Here is a 14,829-nt window from a genome sequence, read left to right on the forward strand (position 1 = left end):
ATTCCCCACGGAGTTTCAATGAGCATAGATCGGGCTTTGGTCGACGCCGCGCTCGCGGCCCTCGCGGATCCCAACACGGGCAAGCCGTACACGGTCGCCAAAGGCGTGCGCAACGTCACGATCGACGGCGCCACGGTGGGCGTCGAGATCGTGCTCGGCTACCCGGCGAAGAGCCAGTACGACGCGGTGCGCGCGCAGGTCGAAGCCGCGCTGGCCGCCGTGCCGGGCGTCGCATCGAGCCGCGTGAACGTGCGTCACGAAGTGGCCGCGCATACGGTGCAGCGCGGCGTGAAGCTGCTGCCGAACGTGAAGAACATCGTGGCCGTGGCGTCGGGCAAGGGCGGCGTCGGCAAGAGCACGACCGCCGTGAACCTCGCGCTCGCGCTGGCGGCCGAGGGCGCCTCGGTGGGCGTGCTCGACGCGGACATCTACGGCCCGTCGCTGCCGATGATGCTCGGCATCGAAGGCCGCCCCGAGTCGCCGGACGGCCAGTCGATGAATCCGCTCGAAGGCCACGGCGTGCAGGCCAATTCGATCGGCTTTCTCGTCGATCAGGACAACCCGATGGTCTGGCGCGGCCCGATGGCCACGTCCGCGCTCGAACAGCTGCTGCGGCAGACCAACTGGCGCGAGCTGGACTATCTGGTGGTCGACATGCCGCCGGGCACGGGCGACATCCAGCTCACGCTCTCGCAGCGCGTGCCGGTCACGGGCGCCGTGATCGTGACGACGCCGCAGGACATCGCGCTGCTCGACGCCAAGAAGGGCCTCAAGATGTTCGAGAAAGTGGGCATTCCGATTCTCGGCATCGTCGAGAACATGGCTGTGCACGTCTGCTCGAACTGCGGCCACGCTGAGCATATCTTCGGCGCGGGCGGCGGCGAGCGCATGGCGAAGGAGTACGGCGTCGAGGTGCTGGGCAGCCTGCCGCTCGATATCTCGATCCGCGAGCAGGCCGATTCGGGCCAGCCGACCGTGGTCGCGGATCCGGCCGGGCAGGTCGCGTCGACCTATAAGGCGATCGCGCGCCGCGTGGCCATTCAGATCGCCGAACGCGCCCGCGACATGACCTCGAAGTTCCCGACCATCGTCGTGCAGAACACCTGATCGACGGCGGCGTTCGCGCGATTCTTCGCATCGCTTGCTGAGCAAGGCCTGCGGCGGCACGCAACGTGCTCGCCGCCGTGCTCATGCAAGGCCCGCGAGAGCGCGTGCGCGCGGTATCATGTGGGCTTCATGGGTCCGGATCGACGGCCGCAGGGGCGGCCGCGAGACGGCAAGAGGATCGCATGGTTAAACGGAACGACAGGAACGCGGTAGACGCAGTCGTGCTGGCCGTGGTTGCGTGTGCGCTGCTGGGCGGCTGCACGAGCTTCATGGGGCAGCAGGACAAGCGCGCAGGCGCGCAGGTGCTGCCCACGGTCGGCAGCCAGGTGCGCGGGACCGTGTCCTTCGTCGAGCGTTCGGACGGCGTGCAGGTGAGCTACAACCTCGCCGGCCTGCAACCGGACAGCGACCATGCGCTGCAGGTACACGAGCGCGGCGACTGCAACGCCGCCGACGCCTCCAGCGCGGGCGCCGTGTTCGCGCCCGCGGCCGACCGGCTCAAGGCCGGCGCGCGCGTGGAAGGCGACCTCGGCAATATTCATGCGGATTCGAACGGCGTAGCTATCGGCTTCATCGTCGCGCCGGATGTTTCGCTCGACGGCGTGCGCTCGGTCATCCAGCGCGCGGTGATCGTGCATCACGACGCCATCGACCCGTATGCGTATCCGCAGCGCGGCACCGGCGCGGCGATCGCGTGCGGCGTCATCAAGGCGCAGTAAGCCGACGCGAATCGCTGCAAGCCGGCCGCAAGCCGCCCCAAGCCGCCCGGCCCGAAGTCCACGCCAGGCTGCGGATTGGCACGATTCCCGCCCGACTCACGTCTGATCCGCGCCCGCCCGAAGCCATCCTCGCAAACAACGCTTGCATTGCAGCGCCCGAGCGCGCATGATGCGCCGCGGCAAAGCCTGCGGCGCCCGGATGGATGCGCCTCGTGGCGCACTTCCCGGCACGCCGGTTGACATCGCGTAAAATAGTCGCCTTTCGCGAGCGGCCCGCCCGTCGGCCCGTTCGCGCGGCTTTCCCCCGGGTCGCGGCCCGGGGTTACATCCCCGTTTTTTCTGGACCGTAGCGAAACATGGCAATCAAATCCGACAAGTGGATCCGGCGCATGGCCGAAGAGCAGAACATGATCGAGCCGTTCGTGCGCGACCAGGTCCGCACGTCGGAAGACGGCCGCAAGATCGTGAGCTACGGCACCTCGAGCTACGGCTACGACATCCGCTGCGCCGACGAATTCAAGATCTTCACGAACATCAATTCGACCATCGTCGATCCGAAGAATTTCGACGAGAAGTCGTTCGTGGACTTCAAGGGCGACGTCTGCATCATCCCGCCGAATTCGTTCGCGCTGGCGCGCACGGTCGAGTATTTCCGCATTCCGCGCAACGTCCTGACGGTCTGCCTCGGCAAATCGACCTATGCGCGTTGCGGCATCATCGTGAACGTCACGCCGTTCGAACCCGAGTGGGAAGGCTACGTGACGCTCGAATTCTCGAATACGACACCTTTGCCTGCGAAAATCTACGCGAACGAAGGCGTGGCTCAAGTGCTCTTCTTCGAGAGCGACGAGATCTGCGAAGTGTCGTACGCCGACCGCGGCGGCAAGTATCAAGGCCAGCACGGCGTCACGCTGCCGAAGACCTGAGTTCGAGCGCAAACCCACTCCGGCTTCAACGACATACGGGGACCGCTGCGCGTTTAAAGCAGCGGTCGTTTCTTTTGGAGATTCGCCCATGAAGTTTCGCTTTCCCGTCGTCATCATCGACGAAGACTTTCGCTCCGAGAACATCTCGGGTTCCGGCATCCGGGCACTCGCCGAAGCCATCGAGAAAGAGGGCGCGGAAGTCCTCGGGCTGACGAGCTACGGCGACCTCACGTCGTTCGCGCAGCAATCGAGCCGCGCGGCCTGTTTCATCCTGTCGATCGACGACGACGAACTGCTGCCCTACGTGGAAGGCAGCGACGGCGAAGCGCCCGAGCACGCGCCCGCGATCGTCGCGCTGCGCGCGTTCATGGAAGCGGTGCGCAAGCGCAACGCCGACATCCCCATCTTCCTGTACGGCGAAACACGCACCTCGCGCCATCTGCCCAACGACATCCTGCGCGAGCTGCACGGCTTCATCCACATGTTCGAGGACACGCCGGAGTTCGTGGCGCGCCACGTCATTCGCGAAGCGAAGGTGTATCTCGATGCGCTCTCGCCGCCGTTCTTCAAGGAACTCGTCAAGTACGCCGACGAAGGCTCGTACTCGTGGCACTGCCCGGGTCACTCGGGCGGCGTGGCGTTCCTGAAGAACCCGCTCGGCCAGATGTTCCACCAGTTCTTCGGCGAGAACATGCTGCGCGCCGACGTCTGCAACGCCGTGGAAGAACTCGGCCAGCTGCTCGATCACACCGGCCCGGTCGCGGCGTCGGAGCGCAACGCCGCGCGCATTTTCAGCGCGGACCACGTGTTCTTCGTGACCAACGGCACGTCCACCTCGAACAAGATCGTCTGGCACGCCACCGTGGCGCCGGGCGACATCGTGCTGGTCGACCGCAACTGCCACAAGTCGATCCTGCACGCGATCACGATGACGGGTGCGATCCCCGTGTTCCTCACGCCGACGCGCAACAACTTCGGCATCATCGGCCCGATTCCGCGCGACGAGTTCAAGCCGGAAAACATCCGCAAGAAGATCGAGGCGAATCCGTTCGCGCGTGAAGCGCTGGCGAAGAACCCGAACGTCAAGCCGCGCATTCTGACGATCACGCAGAGCACGTACGACGGCGTGGTCTACAACGTCGAAATGATCAAGGATCTGCTCGGCGACATGCTCGACACGCTGCACTTCGACGAAGCGTGGCTGCCGCACGCCGAGTTCCACGCGTTCTACCAGGACATGCACGCGATCGGCGCGGGCCGTCCGCGCACCAAGGCGCTCGTGTTCGCGACGCACTCGACGCACAAGCTGCTGGCCGGCATCTCGCAGGCTTCGCAGATCGTCGTGCAGGATTCGGAAGACAGCGCATTCGACCGCCATCGTTTCAACGAGGCGTATCTGATGCACACGTCGACCTCGCCGCAGTACGCGATCATCGCGTCGTGCGACGTGGCCGCGGCCATGATGGAAGCGCCGGGCGGTCCGGCGCTGGTCGAAGAGTCGATCGCCGAGGCGCTCGACTTCCGCCGCGCGATGCGCAAGGTGGACGCCGAATACGGCGACGACTGGTTCTTCCAGGTCTGGGGTCCGGACGATCTGGCCGAGGAAGGCATCGGCTCGCGCGACGACTGGATCCTGCGTCCGAACGACCACTGGCACGGCTTCGGCGCGCTGGCGGAAGGCTTCAACATGCTGGACCCGATCAAGGCGACCATCGTCACGCCGGGTCTGGACGTGGACGGCGAATTCGGCGATACCGGCATTCCGGCGGCGATCGTCACGAAGTACCTGGCCGAGCACGGCATCATCGTCGAGAAGACCGGTCTGTACTCGTTCTTCATCATGTTCACGATCGGCATCACGAAGGGCCGCTGGAACTCGATGGTCACCGAACTGCAGCAGTTCAAGGACGACTACGACAACAACCAGCCGCTCTGGCGCGTGCTGCCCGAGTTCGTGGCGCAGCATCCGATGTACGAGCGCGTGGGCCTGCGCGATCTGTGCCAGCAGATCCACAGCGTCTACCGCGCCAACGACATCGCGCGTCTGACGACCGAGATGTATCTGTCGACGATGGAGCCGGCCATGAAACCGTCCGACGCGTTCGCGAAGCTCGCGCACCGCGAGATCGATCGCGTGCCGGTCGACGAACTCGAAGGCCGCGTGACGTCGATCCTGCTCACGCCGTATCCGCCGGGCATTCCGCTGCTGATTCCGGGCGAGCGCTTCAACAAGACGATCGTGAACTACCTCAAGTTCGCGCGCGAATTCAACGAGCGCTTCCCGGGTTTCCACACCGACATCCACGGACTCGTGGGCGAGACCATCAACGGCCGCATCGAGTATTTCGTGGATTGCGTGCGCGGCTGAGCGCGGAGGCGGGCGGCATGACGGTGCGAACTTCGCGAACCCTGCGGGCGCTGACGGCGACGCTGGCGCTGGCGGCGACGATGTTCGCCGCCGCGCCCGCGCGCGCCGAAGTGGCGGCCGCCGATCCGATCGATACGGCGATGCGCGCGTGTCTCGCGCGCGCGGACCGCTCGACGACAGCGGGCCAGATCCAGTGCATGGAAGAGGCGCGCGGCGCATGGCGCGCCGCCACGGAATCCGCGCTCGTGCAACTGAACGCGAAGCTCAAACCGGCGGACCAGAAACGCTGGAAGCTGAGCCAGCAGAAGTGGGTGGCGTGGCGCGACGCCGAGGACACCATGCTCGGCGCCGCGTTCGCGACCACGAGCGGCAGCACGTATCAGCTCTACGAGGCCGACATGCGCTTGCAGCCGGTGCGCGACCGCGCGCTTGCGCTGCGCAACGAAGCCGCGAGCTGGGACGGCCAGGCGCCGCGTTCGCGCGCCTGTAGCGCCGATGCGCGCTGCGAGCACGTGAGCTACGACCTCAACCGCTATTACCGGCAGCTTTACGCGCGGATGCCGAAGCACGCGCGGCCTGCCGTGTCGCGCGCGCAGAGCGCGTGGCGCGCGTATCGCGATGCAACCACGCCGCTCATCGACGAGCGCGCGCGCCTCGATCTGCTCGGTGCGCGGCTGGCCACATTGAAGCGTTTGTCGGAGACGGTGAACAACCGCTGACCGTTGCGTGCGTTCCATGAAAAAACCGGCGTGTATCTTCGCGATACACGCCGGTTTTGTTTTGAGCCGCGGATTTGGGCCGCGTCAGTCGAGAATGAACTGCTCGGGCGGATGGGACGGCGTGCGCGTCGGGTCGCCGAGCAGATCGTGCAGCGCCGACTCGATGCCCGTCGACATCGCGTTGAGGGCGAGGTCGTTGTCTTCGATGCCGAACGGGTCCTCGATCTGCGAGGCGATCGCTTCGTGCGCCATGAACGCGTAGGCCACGAACACGGCGAAGATCGGCGTGAGCGCGCCGATGCTGTCGACGAGCCCGAACGGCAGCATCGCGCAGAAGAAGTAGACCGTGCGATGGATCATCACCGTGTAGGCGAACGGTAGCGGCGTGGAGGCGATGCGCTCGCAGCCGCCGATCACGTCCGAGAGTCCGTTGAGATTGCGCTCGAAGGCGAGCACCGCATAGCCGTCCAGACGGCCCGCGCGCGCTTCGCCGCGCATCCACTCGGACGCGCACAGCAGCAGCGTGGCGGGACGGAATTGCGAGGCCATCGCGCGCTCGAGCAGTGCGGGCGGCAGACGCGTTTCGAGGTCGGCGCGCGGGTCCGTGTGGCGCAGTTGATGGCGCAGCGCATGCGGCAGCGCGCACAGGATCTCGACGAACGGACGCGCGTGGCTGCGGGCGTCCTCGCCTTGACCGGGCGTGACGAGCGTGAGCGCCTCGCGCGCGAGCGAGCGCGATTCGTTGAGCAGTTGCCCCCAGAGCTTGCGGCCTTCCCAGTAGCGGTCGTAGCTCGCGTTGTTGCGAAAGCCGAGAAACACGGCGAGCGCGATGCCGATCAGCGAAAACGGCACCGTGCTGAGGTTCACGGTCACGCGCAGGATGTGGTCGTGCGCGGCGACGGCGACGATCGACAGACACAGCACGATAAAGAGCCGCGGCAGCAGTTGCGGCAGGACTGAACCGCGCCACGCGAGCAGCATGCGGAACCAGTTGAGGTGAGGGCGGACGATCATCGGGGCGGAGACTCGGAGCGGGAAAGCGACGGAACGCGATAGAAGCGCAACAGTAACGATCTCGATTCTAGGTCAAGGGGCGCGATCGTCAGGCGTACAACTGGGGCCATTCGAAGCGGGTACAGCCGCGCGGTTTGCCTCTGCGCAATTTACACGCCGCGCGCAAAAACAAAACGGGCGCGCGACGTTGTCCGTCGCGCGCCCGTTTCGGGTGCATGGCCTGGCGGCCCGCTGCGCTTGCTTCGCGCTTGCTTCGCGCTTACTTCGCCGCGCCGAGCGCCGCGCGCGCCGCGACAATCGCCGCGCGCACCTGTTCGGGCGCGGTGCCGCCCGGATGATTGCGCGACGACACCGAGCCTTCCAGCGTCAGCACTTCGAACACGTCTTCGGCGAGCAGATGCGCGACGGCCGGCAGTTCGCTGCGCATTTCGTCGAGCGTCAGGTCGGCGAGATCGCAGTTGCGATCCACGCAGATCCGCACCGCGTGCGCCACGGCTTCGTGTGCGTCACGGAACGGCAGGCCCTTCTTCACCAGATAGTCGGCGAGATCGGTGGCCGTCGAGAAGCCTTGCAGCGCGGCGGCGCGCATGGCGTCGGCCTTGACCGTGATGCCGGCGACCATTTCCGCGAAGATGCGCAGCGTGTCCGCGACCGTATCGACGGTATCGAACAGCGGCTCCTTGTCTTCCTGATTGTCCTTGTTGTACGCGAGCGGCTGGCCTTTCATCAGCGTGAGCAGGCCCATCAGATGGCCGTTCACGCGGCCGGTCTTGCCGCGCGCCAGTTCGGGCACGTCGGGGTTCTTCTTCTGCGGCATGATCGACGAGCCGGTGCAGAAGCGGTCGGCGATGTCGATGAAGCCGACGCGCGGGCTCATCCACAGCACCAGTTCTTCCGAGAAGCGCGACACGTGCGTCATGACGAGCGCGGCGGCGGCCGTGAATTCGATCGCGAAGTCGCGGTCGGAGACGGCGTCGAGCGAGTTCGTGCAGATGCCGTCGAAGCCGAGCGTCTTCGCCACGGCGAAGCGGTCGATCGGATAGCTCGTGCCCGCGAGCGCCGCCGCGCCGAGCGGCAGGCGGTTCACGCGCTTGCGGCAGTCGACCATGCGCTCGGCGTCGCGCGTGAACATTTCCACGTAGGCGAGCAGGTGATGGCCGAAGGTGACCGGCTGCGCAACCTGCAGGTGCGTGAAGCCCGGCATGATCGTGCCCGCGTGTTGCTCGGCGAGGTCCAGCAGCGCGCCGCGCAGGTCGCCGATCAGGCCGCCGATGCGGTCGATCTCGCCGCGCAGCCACAGGCGGATGTCGGTCGCGACCTGGTCGTTACGCGAACGGCCCGTGTGCAGACGCTTGCCCGCGTCGCCGATCAGCGCCGTGAGGCGCGCTTCGATGTTCAGGTGCACGTCTTCGAGATCGAGCTTCCACTCGAATTCGCCGCGCTCGATCTCGCCCTTGATCTGCGCCATGCCGCCCTGGATGGCGGCGAGGTCGTCGGCGGAGATGATCTTCTGCGCGGCCAGCATCGACGCGTGCGCGAGCGAGCCCTCGATGTCCACGAGCGCGAGTCGCTTGTCGAAGAAGACCGACGACGTGTAGCGCTTGACCAGCTCCGACATGGGTTCGGAGAAGCGAGCCGACCAGGCTTCGCCTTTTTTGTGCAGTTGGGACGTCATGATGATGAGCGGTGAGCGATGGGAAAGCGGGCCGCGCGCTGAGTGCCTCGCAGGGCGCCGGGTGCGGCAGGAAAGTTCAGGATTTTACCATCCGCGCAGGCGCGGACCGGCGATGCGGCGCGTCCGGGGCACACTCAGAGGCGCACCAGCACCACCAGCTTGAGATCCTCGCGGTGCGCGGGCTTGAACGTGATCTGGTCGTAAGCGATGCGGCCGTGGCGCGGATGATGGAATTCGCGCCGTCCGCCTTCGCGCTCGAACACGTCCTGCGAGCCCCAGTAGCGGCCGAATTCGTCGCTCGCGGCGATCAGCGAATCGATCAGCGCGCGCGTGGGCGCGTCGTTCAGATGGCGGATGGAGTCGGCGCGGAACTCGGCGGCCAGACGGCGCGCGCGGGTTTCCCAGTCGACGATCAGCTCGCGCCCGAGCGGCTCCGTGAAGGTGAAACGCAGCAGGTTGCGGTCGTGATCGCCGTCGAGCCAGCCCGTGAACAGATCCGCGGCCTGCGCGTTCCAGGCGAGCGCGGTCCACTGGCGGTCGAGCACGTAGGCGGGCGCGTCGATCAGGCCGACGGTTTGCAGCAGGGTGGCGGGCGCGTCGGCGGCGCTGGCGGTGTCGGGTTCGGCGGGATCGCGCTGCGCGGCGAGTTCGAACAGATAGGCGCGTTCGGCGCGCGAGAGCCGCAGCGCCACGGCGATGCGCGCGAGCGCGTCCGCCGACGCCGAGACCGGCCGGCCCTGCTCGATCCACGTGTACCAGGTCGGACTCACGCCGCAAAGCTGCGCGACTTCCTCGCGGCGCAGGCCGGGCGTGCGCCGGCGCGGGCCGGGCGGCAGGCCGACTTCCTGCGGCGACAGACGCTCGCGATGGGCGCGGATGAACTCGCCGAGCGCGCGCGCGGGCGTGGCGTCGAGGGTTTTAGCGGGGCCGGAATCGCCGGTAGTGGAGGTATCGAGGCTCATGGAAGGCTGGCGGGTGCTGGCGATACCAGAATAATCGCTCAACTTGTACTGGTACAGAACGGGCTCTATTGTAACGGCTGACGCGGCGCCGGGCCGCCGCGCCGACCCGCCCCGGGGACAGAAGCAAAAAGATCGACGCGAGGCCGCAGCCGCAGATGTCGTGGTCCATGCAGCTGAACTCGCGCCCCACACAACCGGAACACCGGTGCGCGCGCAGGAGCGTCGGCGCGCCGGATCCGCACCAGGAGCATGTCATGAAGCATCACGATCAGGTCGCCGACGCCTTCGGCACGACCGCCGCCGCCTATCTCACCAGCCAGGTCCACGCAACCGGTGCCGATCTCGAGAACCTGGCCGCGACCTTCGCGGCGACCTGCGGCAACGCGCTGGTGCTCGACATGGGCTGCGGCGCGGGTCACGCGAGCTTCGCGGTCGCGCCGCATGTGCGGGAAGTCGTCGCCTACGATATCGCGCCGCCGATGCTCGCGACCGTCGAAGCCGCCGCGAAGGAGCGCGGTTTGAGCACGATCCGCACGCAGCAGGGCGCCGCCGAGACGTTGCCGTTCGCCGACGCGAGCTTCAACTGGGCGATCAGCCGCATGAGCGCGCACCACTGGCGCGACGTGCCGCGCGCGCTCGCCGAAGTGCATCGCGTGCTCAAACCGGGCGGCCGGCTCAAGTTCATCGATATCGCGGGCATCGACGATCCGCTTTTCGACACGCATATTCAGGCGGTGGAATTGCTGCGCGATGCGTCGCATATCCGCGATTACCGCGCCGACGAGTGGGTGAGCATGCTCGATGCGGCGGGCTTCGACGCGAAGGTGACGGAGCGCTGGCGCATCGCGCTCGACTTCGACACGTGGGTCGCGCGCATGCGCACGCCGCCGGAGCGCGTGACGGCGATCCGCTCGATGTGGGACAACGCGCCCGATGAAGTGCGCCAGTATTTCGATGTGCAGAGCGATCGCTCGTTCAAGCTCGATGCGCTGATGATCGAGGCGACGCGGCGGGATTGAGGGGCATGTTGCGCAACAGGTTAGCCTGCGCGCATTTCAATGCATGGGCGGCTGCCAGGCCACGTCGAAGCGTTCGGCGAGACCTGCCAGCCGCCTGTCGAGCGTCCAGAGGCGCGCGCCCGGCGTGATCAGCACGGAGCCGAGCAGGATCAGGTCGACCACGCCGCAGCCGAGGCCGTAGAGTTGTTCGCGTTCGATCAGCGCCATGACTTCCTGCAGGCTCACCGGATTCGCCGACCGCAGCAGGCCAATGTCGTCTAGTGTGCGCACGCGTGGCGCGGGCGGCGTGCCGCAGGCCAGTTCGGCGAGCACCATCGGATGAGCCAGCGCTTCGTCGCTCAGCATCAGTTCGACGAGCGCTCCGTTTCGGCGTCTGAAATGATCGACCCAGACCGACGTGTCGACGAGCACGCTCATGACGCGGGCGTGTCGTCGCGCCGACGCGCGATGTCCGCCATCTCGGGCGCGCTGCCGCCTAAAGCGGCCAGCCGCTTGGCCGCTTGAACCCGCACGAACGTCTTGACGGCTTCGCGAAACAGATCGGCCTTCTCCATGCCGGGATCGGCCATTTCGAGCGCTTTCTCATAAAGCGCGTCGTCCAGGGTCACCGTGGTGCGCATGCTGCCCTCCGTGATTCAGATTCTGATGCGATTTTGCATCAGAATTTTGCATCCCGGCAAGCATCGTCCAAAAGAAAAGCCTCGCAGATCAAAGACCTGCGAGGCTTTTTTATACGGTGTCAACCCGTGCGGTCGCCCGCGCAGTTAACCCGTATTCCGCAACCCCGCCGCAATCCCGTTGATCGTCAGATGAATCCCGCGCCGCACGCGCGGGCTCGGGTCGCCCGCGCGATAGCGTTTGATCAGCTCGACCTGCAAGTGATTGAGCGGATCGAGATACGGGAAGCGGTTCTTGATCGAGCGCGCGAGCAGCGGGTTGTCGGCGAGACGGCCGTTCGAACCGGTGATCTCGTCGAGCACCTTCGTCGTGCGCTCCCACTCGGCCACGATGCGCTCGAACACATGCTTGCGCAGCTTCTTGTCGGCGACGAGTTGCGCGTAGCGCGACGCCACCGCGAGATCGGTCTTCGCGAGCGTCATGTCCATGTTCGACAGCAGGTTCGCAAAGAACGGCCAGGTCTTGTACATCTTCCTGAACAGCGCGAGGCGGCGCGCGCGTTCGGCGTCGCTGTCCGCTTCGTCGAGATACGAGGACACCGCGCTGCCGAAGCCATACCAGCCCGTCAGCAGCAGACGGCACTGGCCCCACGAAAAGCCCCACGGAATCGCGCGCAGGTCGTCGATCTTGCGGTTCTTCGGATCCTGCAGCTTGCGCGAAGCCGGGCGGCTGCCGATGTTCAGTTCCGCGATTTCGGTGATCGGCGTCGAGGCGAAGAAGTAGTCGGTGAAGCCGGGCGTCTCGTAGACGAGCGAGCGGTACGCCGCCATCGCCGCATCGGAGAGATGCTGCATGGTTGCTTCGAACGCCGGCAGTTGATCCGGCGCATTGCCCGCGGTGTTGTCCATCGGCAGCAGCGTGGCTTCGAGCGTGGCCGCGATCACCGTCTCCAGATTGCGGCGGCCGATTTCCGGATTGCCGAACTTGCTGGCGATCACCTCGCCCTGTTCGGTCAGGCGGATCTGGCCGTCCACCGTGCCCGGCGGCTGCGACAGGATCGCGTTGTAGGTCGGGCCGCCTCCGCGTCCGACCGTGCCTCCGCGCCCGTGGAACAGACGCAGCGTGATGCCGCGTTCGCGATACAGCGAGACGAGCGCGAGTTCGGCGCGATACAGCTCCCAGTTCGACGTGAGGAAGCCGCCGTCCTTGTTGCTGTCCGAATAGCCGAGCATGATTTCCTGCTCGTTGCCCCAATGCTCGACGATGCCGTCGATGCCCGGCAGCGCGAGCAGGTCGCGCATGATGCCCGGCGCGTGGCGCAAGTCGGGAATCGTTTCGAACAGCGGGATCACCATCAGCGCGGCCTGCGCGGGATCGTCCGTGTGGCCGAGGCGGCCGCCGAGCAGACCGGTTTCCTTCTGCAACAGCATCACTTCGAGCAGGTCCGACACCGTTTCGGTGTGCGAGATGATGTAGTTGCGCACCGCGCGCGCGCCGAACTTTTCGCGCGTCACGCGCGCCATTTCCAGCACGCCGAGTTCGCTCTTCACGAGGGCGGAGTAGTCGAGATACGGCGAGCGCAGCGGACGCTGATCGGCGAGTTGCGCGAGCAGCACGATCTGCTTGTCTTCTTCGGAGAGCGCCGCGTAATCGGCCTGCACGCCCGCGCGCGCGAGCAGTTCGGTGATGACGGCTTCGTGGATGTCCGAGCTTTGACGCAGGTCGATCGAGGCCAGGTGGAAGCCGAACACTTCCACCGCGCGCACGAGCGGCGCGAGGCGCGGCGTGGCGAGCGAAGCGCCGTGATGCGCGGCGAGCGAATCCATCAGGATGTGCAGATCGCGCGAGAACTCGGCGGCGTCGGCGTACGGCTGCGCGCGCACGGGCGCGGCGTTGCGGCCCGCGCTGCGCACGGCCACGACGCCTTCTCCCAGGCGCACGCGCGCGCTCGCGGCGAGGCGCGTGTACACGCCAATCAGCGCGCGCCGATACGGTTCGTCCACGCGATGCGGCGACTGGTCGGGCGAGGCTTCGGCCAGCGCCTTGAGTTCGTCGCTCGCGCCGGCAAGCAGATTCGACACCGACAGTTCCGCGCCGAGCTTGTGCACTTCGTCGAGATAGTGCTGCAGGATCACCTGCGCCTGGCGCTCGCTGGCTTCTTCGAGCGTGGCCGACGTGACATTCGGATTGCCGTCGCGGTCGCCGCCGATCCAGCTGCCCATCTGGAAGAACGCGGGCAGGCGCGCGGAAAGACCGTGCTCCTTGAGCGAGGTTTCGATCTCGCCGTACAGCGCGGGAATCTCGGTGAGGAAGGTGGTGTGGTAGTACGAGAGCGCGTTTTCGATTTCGTCGGTGACGGTCAGGCGCGCGTCGCGCAACATGCGCGTCTGCCACAGCGAGGTCACGCGTGCGCGCAGCAGCGCTTCGTTATGCTCGCGTTCGCGATGCGTGAGCGGCTGGTCGCGTTCGGCGAGCAGGCGCGCGACGTCGTGCTGCGAATCGAGCGTGCTCTTGCGCTGCACTTCCGTGGGGTGCGCGGTGAGCACGGGCACGATCAGCGCATCGTTGAAGAACTGCTGGAGCATCGGCGTGGCGGCGGCGCCCGCTTGCGCGAGACGTTCGAGCGAATGCGCGATGGTGCCCGCCTGTGGCGCCGAACCGGCCAGATCGTGGATACGGCGGCGACGGTTGCGGTGACGGTCCTCGGCGATGTTCGCCAGATGCGAGAAATAGCTGAACGCGCGCACCACGCTCACGGTCTGCTCGGGCGAGAGTCCGCGCAACTGTTTTTCCAGCGCGAGCGCGGCGGCGTTGTCGTCCTCGCGGCGAAAACGCACGGCCGTCTGGCGGATGCTTTCGACCACCTCGAACACGGCATCGCCTTCCTGTTCGCGCACGACGTCGCCGAGCAGGCGTCCGAGATAGCGGATGTCTTCGAAGAGCGGCTGGTCCTTGTCGTCGCGCTGTTCTTCGTCGCGCGTGCGGCCGCCGCGCGGCGCGCCGGCGGTTTTCGGCGCCTTGGCGGGCTTTGCGGCCTTGGTGGCTTTCGTCGCCTTCGCGGCTTTTTCAGGCTTTGCCGCCTGCGCCACTTCGACGATCCCGGCGGATTCGGCGACCTTCGACGCGGCTTTCGACGCGGCTTTTGACGACTTGCCGGCCTTGACCGCCTTCGTCGCTTTCGTTTTCGTGGTCTTGCTGGCGTCGGCCGGTTTCGATGTCTTCGTCGTCTTCTTCGTTTCAGTGGCCGTTGCGGCTTTCACGGCCCTGGCGGTTTTGGCCTTGTCGGCGGCCGCGGGGGAAGAAGAGGCAAGCGATGCGTTGTTGCGGCGCTCTGCGCGCGCCGATCCGGAAGACTTCACGATGTTTTCCTCAAGACTAGCCAGGAGTGTGGACAGGGTATTCGGGGACTGCCAACTGCATGGCCGCGGCGCGGGCCGCGGTCAGGGTACTTCGGTGCTACCAGAAACCACCAGAACGGATGGCGGGAGCCATCCTGCGCGAGCCGCGCGGACTGCGGTGCTGCGGTATCGCGGCGGACCGAACGGCAAGCGACGGCGAAGACGATACGAGGACGGCGAAAAACTGCGGATACCGGCGCGCCGGGAGCAGGCTTTGCGAAAGCGCGGCACCATGGAGCGGACGCAGGTTCGCGCCGGGTGCCGGGGAGGGCGTGCGGGATCAGCGCCGCCGACGCGCAGATAG

The 14,829-nt window shown here is 66.5% G+C and carries 12 protein-coding genes; 6 read left to right on the forward strand and 6 right to left on the reverse strand.

Going from position 1 to position 14,829, the window contains the following annotated elements; all coding sequences use genetic code 11:
* Positions 1-18 precede the first annotated feature (18 nt).
* From apbC to SB764_RS15245, 5 genes are all read left to right on the forward strand, one after another.
* A complete protein-coding gene (gene apbC, locus SB764_RS15225) occupies positions 19-1,107 on the forward strand; it encodes an iron-sulfur cluster carrier protein ApbC (RefSeq protein ID WP_410863970.1) in 1,089 nt (362 codons plus the stop codon).
* Between the two features lie 182 nt (positions 1,108-1,289).
* The gene (locus SB764_RS15230) at positions 1,290-1,826 is read left to right on the forward strand and encodes a superoxide dismutase family protein (RefSeq protein WP_065057347.1); all 537 of its coding nucleotides are present in this window, start codon (positions 1,290-1,292) and stop codon (positions 1,824-1,826) included.
* A 356-nt stretch (positions 1,827-2,182) separates the two neighbouring features.
* The gene (gene dcd / locus SB764_RS15235) at positions 2,183-2,752 is read left to right on the forward strand and encodes a dCTP deaminase (protein ID WP_065057348.1); all 570 of its coding nucleotides are present in this window, start codon (positions 2,183-2,185) and stop codon (positions 2,750-2,752) included.
* Positions 2,753-2,840: 88 nt separating this feature from the next.
* Positions 2,841-5,120 (forward strand): arginine/lysine/ornithine decarboxylase, encoded by a 2,280-nt coding sequence (locus SB764_RS15240; protein ID WP_065057349.1) that lies wholly within the window; start codon positions 2,841-2,843, stop codon positions 5,118-5,120.
* A 17-nt stretch (positions 5,121-5,137) separates the two neighbouring features.
* A complete protein-coding gene (locus SB764_RS15245; RefSeq protein WP_080180715.1) occupies positions 5,138-5,839 on the forward strand; it encodes a lysozyme inhibitor LprI family protein in 702 nt (233 codons plus the stop codon).
* 84 nt (positions 5,840-5,923) lie between these two features.
* On the opposite strand, the gene SB764_RS15250 is transcribed toward SB764_RS15245, so the two are convergent.
* The 3 genes from SB764_RS15250 to SB764_RS15260 form a co-directional block, all read right to left on the reverse strand.
* Positions 5,924-6,853, reverse strand: a complete 930-nt coding sequence (locus SB764_RS15250) for a bestrophin family protein (protein WP_065057350.1) — start codon at positions 6,851-6,853, stop codon at positions 5,924-5,926.
* A gap of 259 nt (positions 6,854-7,112) precedes the next feature.
* Positions 7,113-8,528: an argininosuccinate lyase gene (gene argH / locus SB764_RS15255; RefSeq protein WP_065057351.1), complete on the reverse strand. Its 1,416-nt coding sequence runs from the start codon at positions 8,526-8,528 to the stop codon at positions 7,113-7,115.
* Between the two features lie 134 nt (positions 8,529-8,662).
* Positions 8,663-9,490 (reverse strand): helix-turn-helix transcriptional regulator, encoded by an 828-nt coding sequence (locus SB764_RS15260; protein WP_065057352.1) that lies wholly within the window; start codon positions 9,488-9,490, stop codon positions 8,663-8,665.
* Between the two features lie 254 nt (positions 9,491-9,744).
* Between SB764_RS15260 and SB764_RS15265 the strand changes: the two genes are divergently transcribed.
* Positions 9,745-10,509, forward strand: a complete 765-nt coding sequence (locus SB764_RS15265; RefSeq protein ID WP_110327643.1) for a class I SAM-dependent methyltransferase — start codon at positions 9,745-9,747, stop codon at positions 10,507-10,509.
* A gap of 36 nt (positions 10,510-10,545) precedes the next feature.
* Here the strand turns inward: SB764_RS15265 and SB764_RS15270 are convergent, their stop codons facing one another.
* The 3 genes from SB764_RS15270 to ppc form a co-directional block, all read right to left on the reverse strand.
* Positions 10,546-10,926: a type II toxin-antitoxin system VapC family toxin gene (locus tag SB764_RS15270; protein ID WP_110327575.1), complete on the reverse strand. Its 381-nt coding sequence runs from the start codon at positions 10,924-10,926 to the stop codon at positions 10,546-10,548.
* Entirely contained in the window at positions 10,923-11,129 is a 207-nt protein-coding gene (locus tag SB764_RS15275; protein ID WP_065057354.1) for a type II toxin-antitoxin system VapB family antitoxin, read from the reverse strand. Before SB764_RS15275 ends, SB764_RS15270 begins: the two co-directional genes overlap by 4 nt.
* 144 nt (positions 11,130-11,273) lie before the next feature.
* Positions 11,274-14,486 (reverse strand): phosphoenolpyruvate carboxylase, encoded by a 3,213-nt coding sequence (gene ppc, locus SB764_RS15280; RefSeq protein WP_183038595.1) that lies wholly within the window; start codon positions 14,484-14,486, stop codon positions 11,274-11,276.
* Positions 14,487-14,829 lie beyond the last annotated feature (343 nt).

This window comes from Paraburkholderia sp. SIMBA_027, assembly GCF_046535315.1.
GTDB lineage: Bacteria > Pseudomonadota > Gammaproteobacteria > Burkholderiales > Burkholderiaceae > Paraburkholderia > Paraburkholderia tropica.

Bases quoted from the DNA above. Each gene is read 5' to 3' on its own strand.
- apbC (WP_410863970.1), top strand. From the start codon at position 19: ATGAGCATAGATCGGGCTTTGGTCGACGCCGCGCTCGCGGCCCTCGCG.
- SB764_RS15230 (WP_065057347.1), top strand. From the start codon at position 1,290: ATGGTTAAACGGAACGACAGGAACGCGGTAGACGCAGTCGTGCTGGCC.
- dcd (WP_065057348.1), top strand. From the start codon at position 2,183: ATGGCAATCAAATCCGACAAGTGGATCCGGCGCATGGCCGAAGAGCAG.
- SB764_RS15240 (WP_065057349.1), top strand. From the start codon at position 2,841: ATGAAGTTTCGCTTTCCCGTCGTCATCATCGACGAAGACTTTCGCTCC.
- SB764_RS15245 (WP_080180715.1), top strand. From the start codon at position 5,138: ATGACGGTGCGAACTTCGCGAACCCTGCGGGCGCTGACGGCGACGCTG.
- SB764_RS15250 (WP_065057350.1), bottom strand. From the start codon at position 6,853: ATGATCGTCCGCCCTCACCTCAACTGGTTCCGCATGCTGCTCGCGTGG.
- argH (WP_065057351.1), bottom strand. From the start codon at position 8,528: ATGACGTCCCAACTGCACAAAAAAGGCGAAGCCTGGTCGGCTCGCTTC.
- SB764_RS15260 (WP_065057352.1), bottom strand. From the start codon at position 9,490: ATGAGCCTCGATACCTCCACTACCGGCGATTCCGGCCCCGCTAAAACC.
- SB764_RS15265 (WP_110327643.1), top strand. From the start codon at position 9,745: ATGAAGCATCACGATCAGGTCGCCGACGCCTTCGGCACGACCGCCGCC.
- SB764_RS15270 (WP_110327575.1), bottom strand. From the start codon at position 10,926: ATGAGCGTGCTCGTCGACACGTCGGTCTGGGTCGATCATTTCAGACGC.
- SB764_RS15275 (WP_065057354.1), bottom strand. From the start codon at position 11,129: ATGCGCACCACGGTGACCCTGGACGACGCGCTTTATGAGAAAGCGCTC.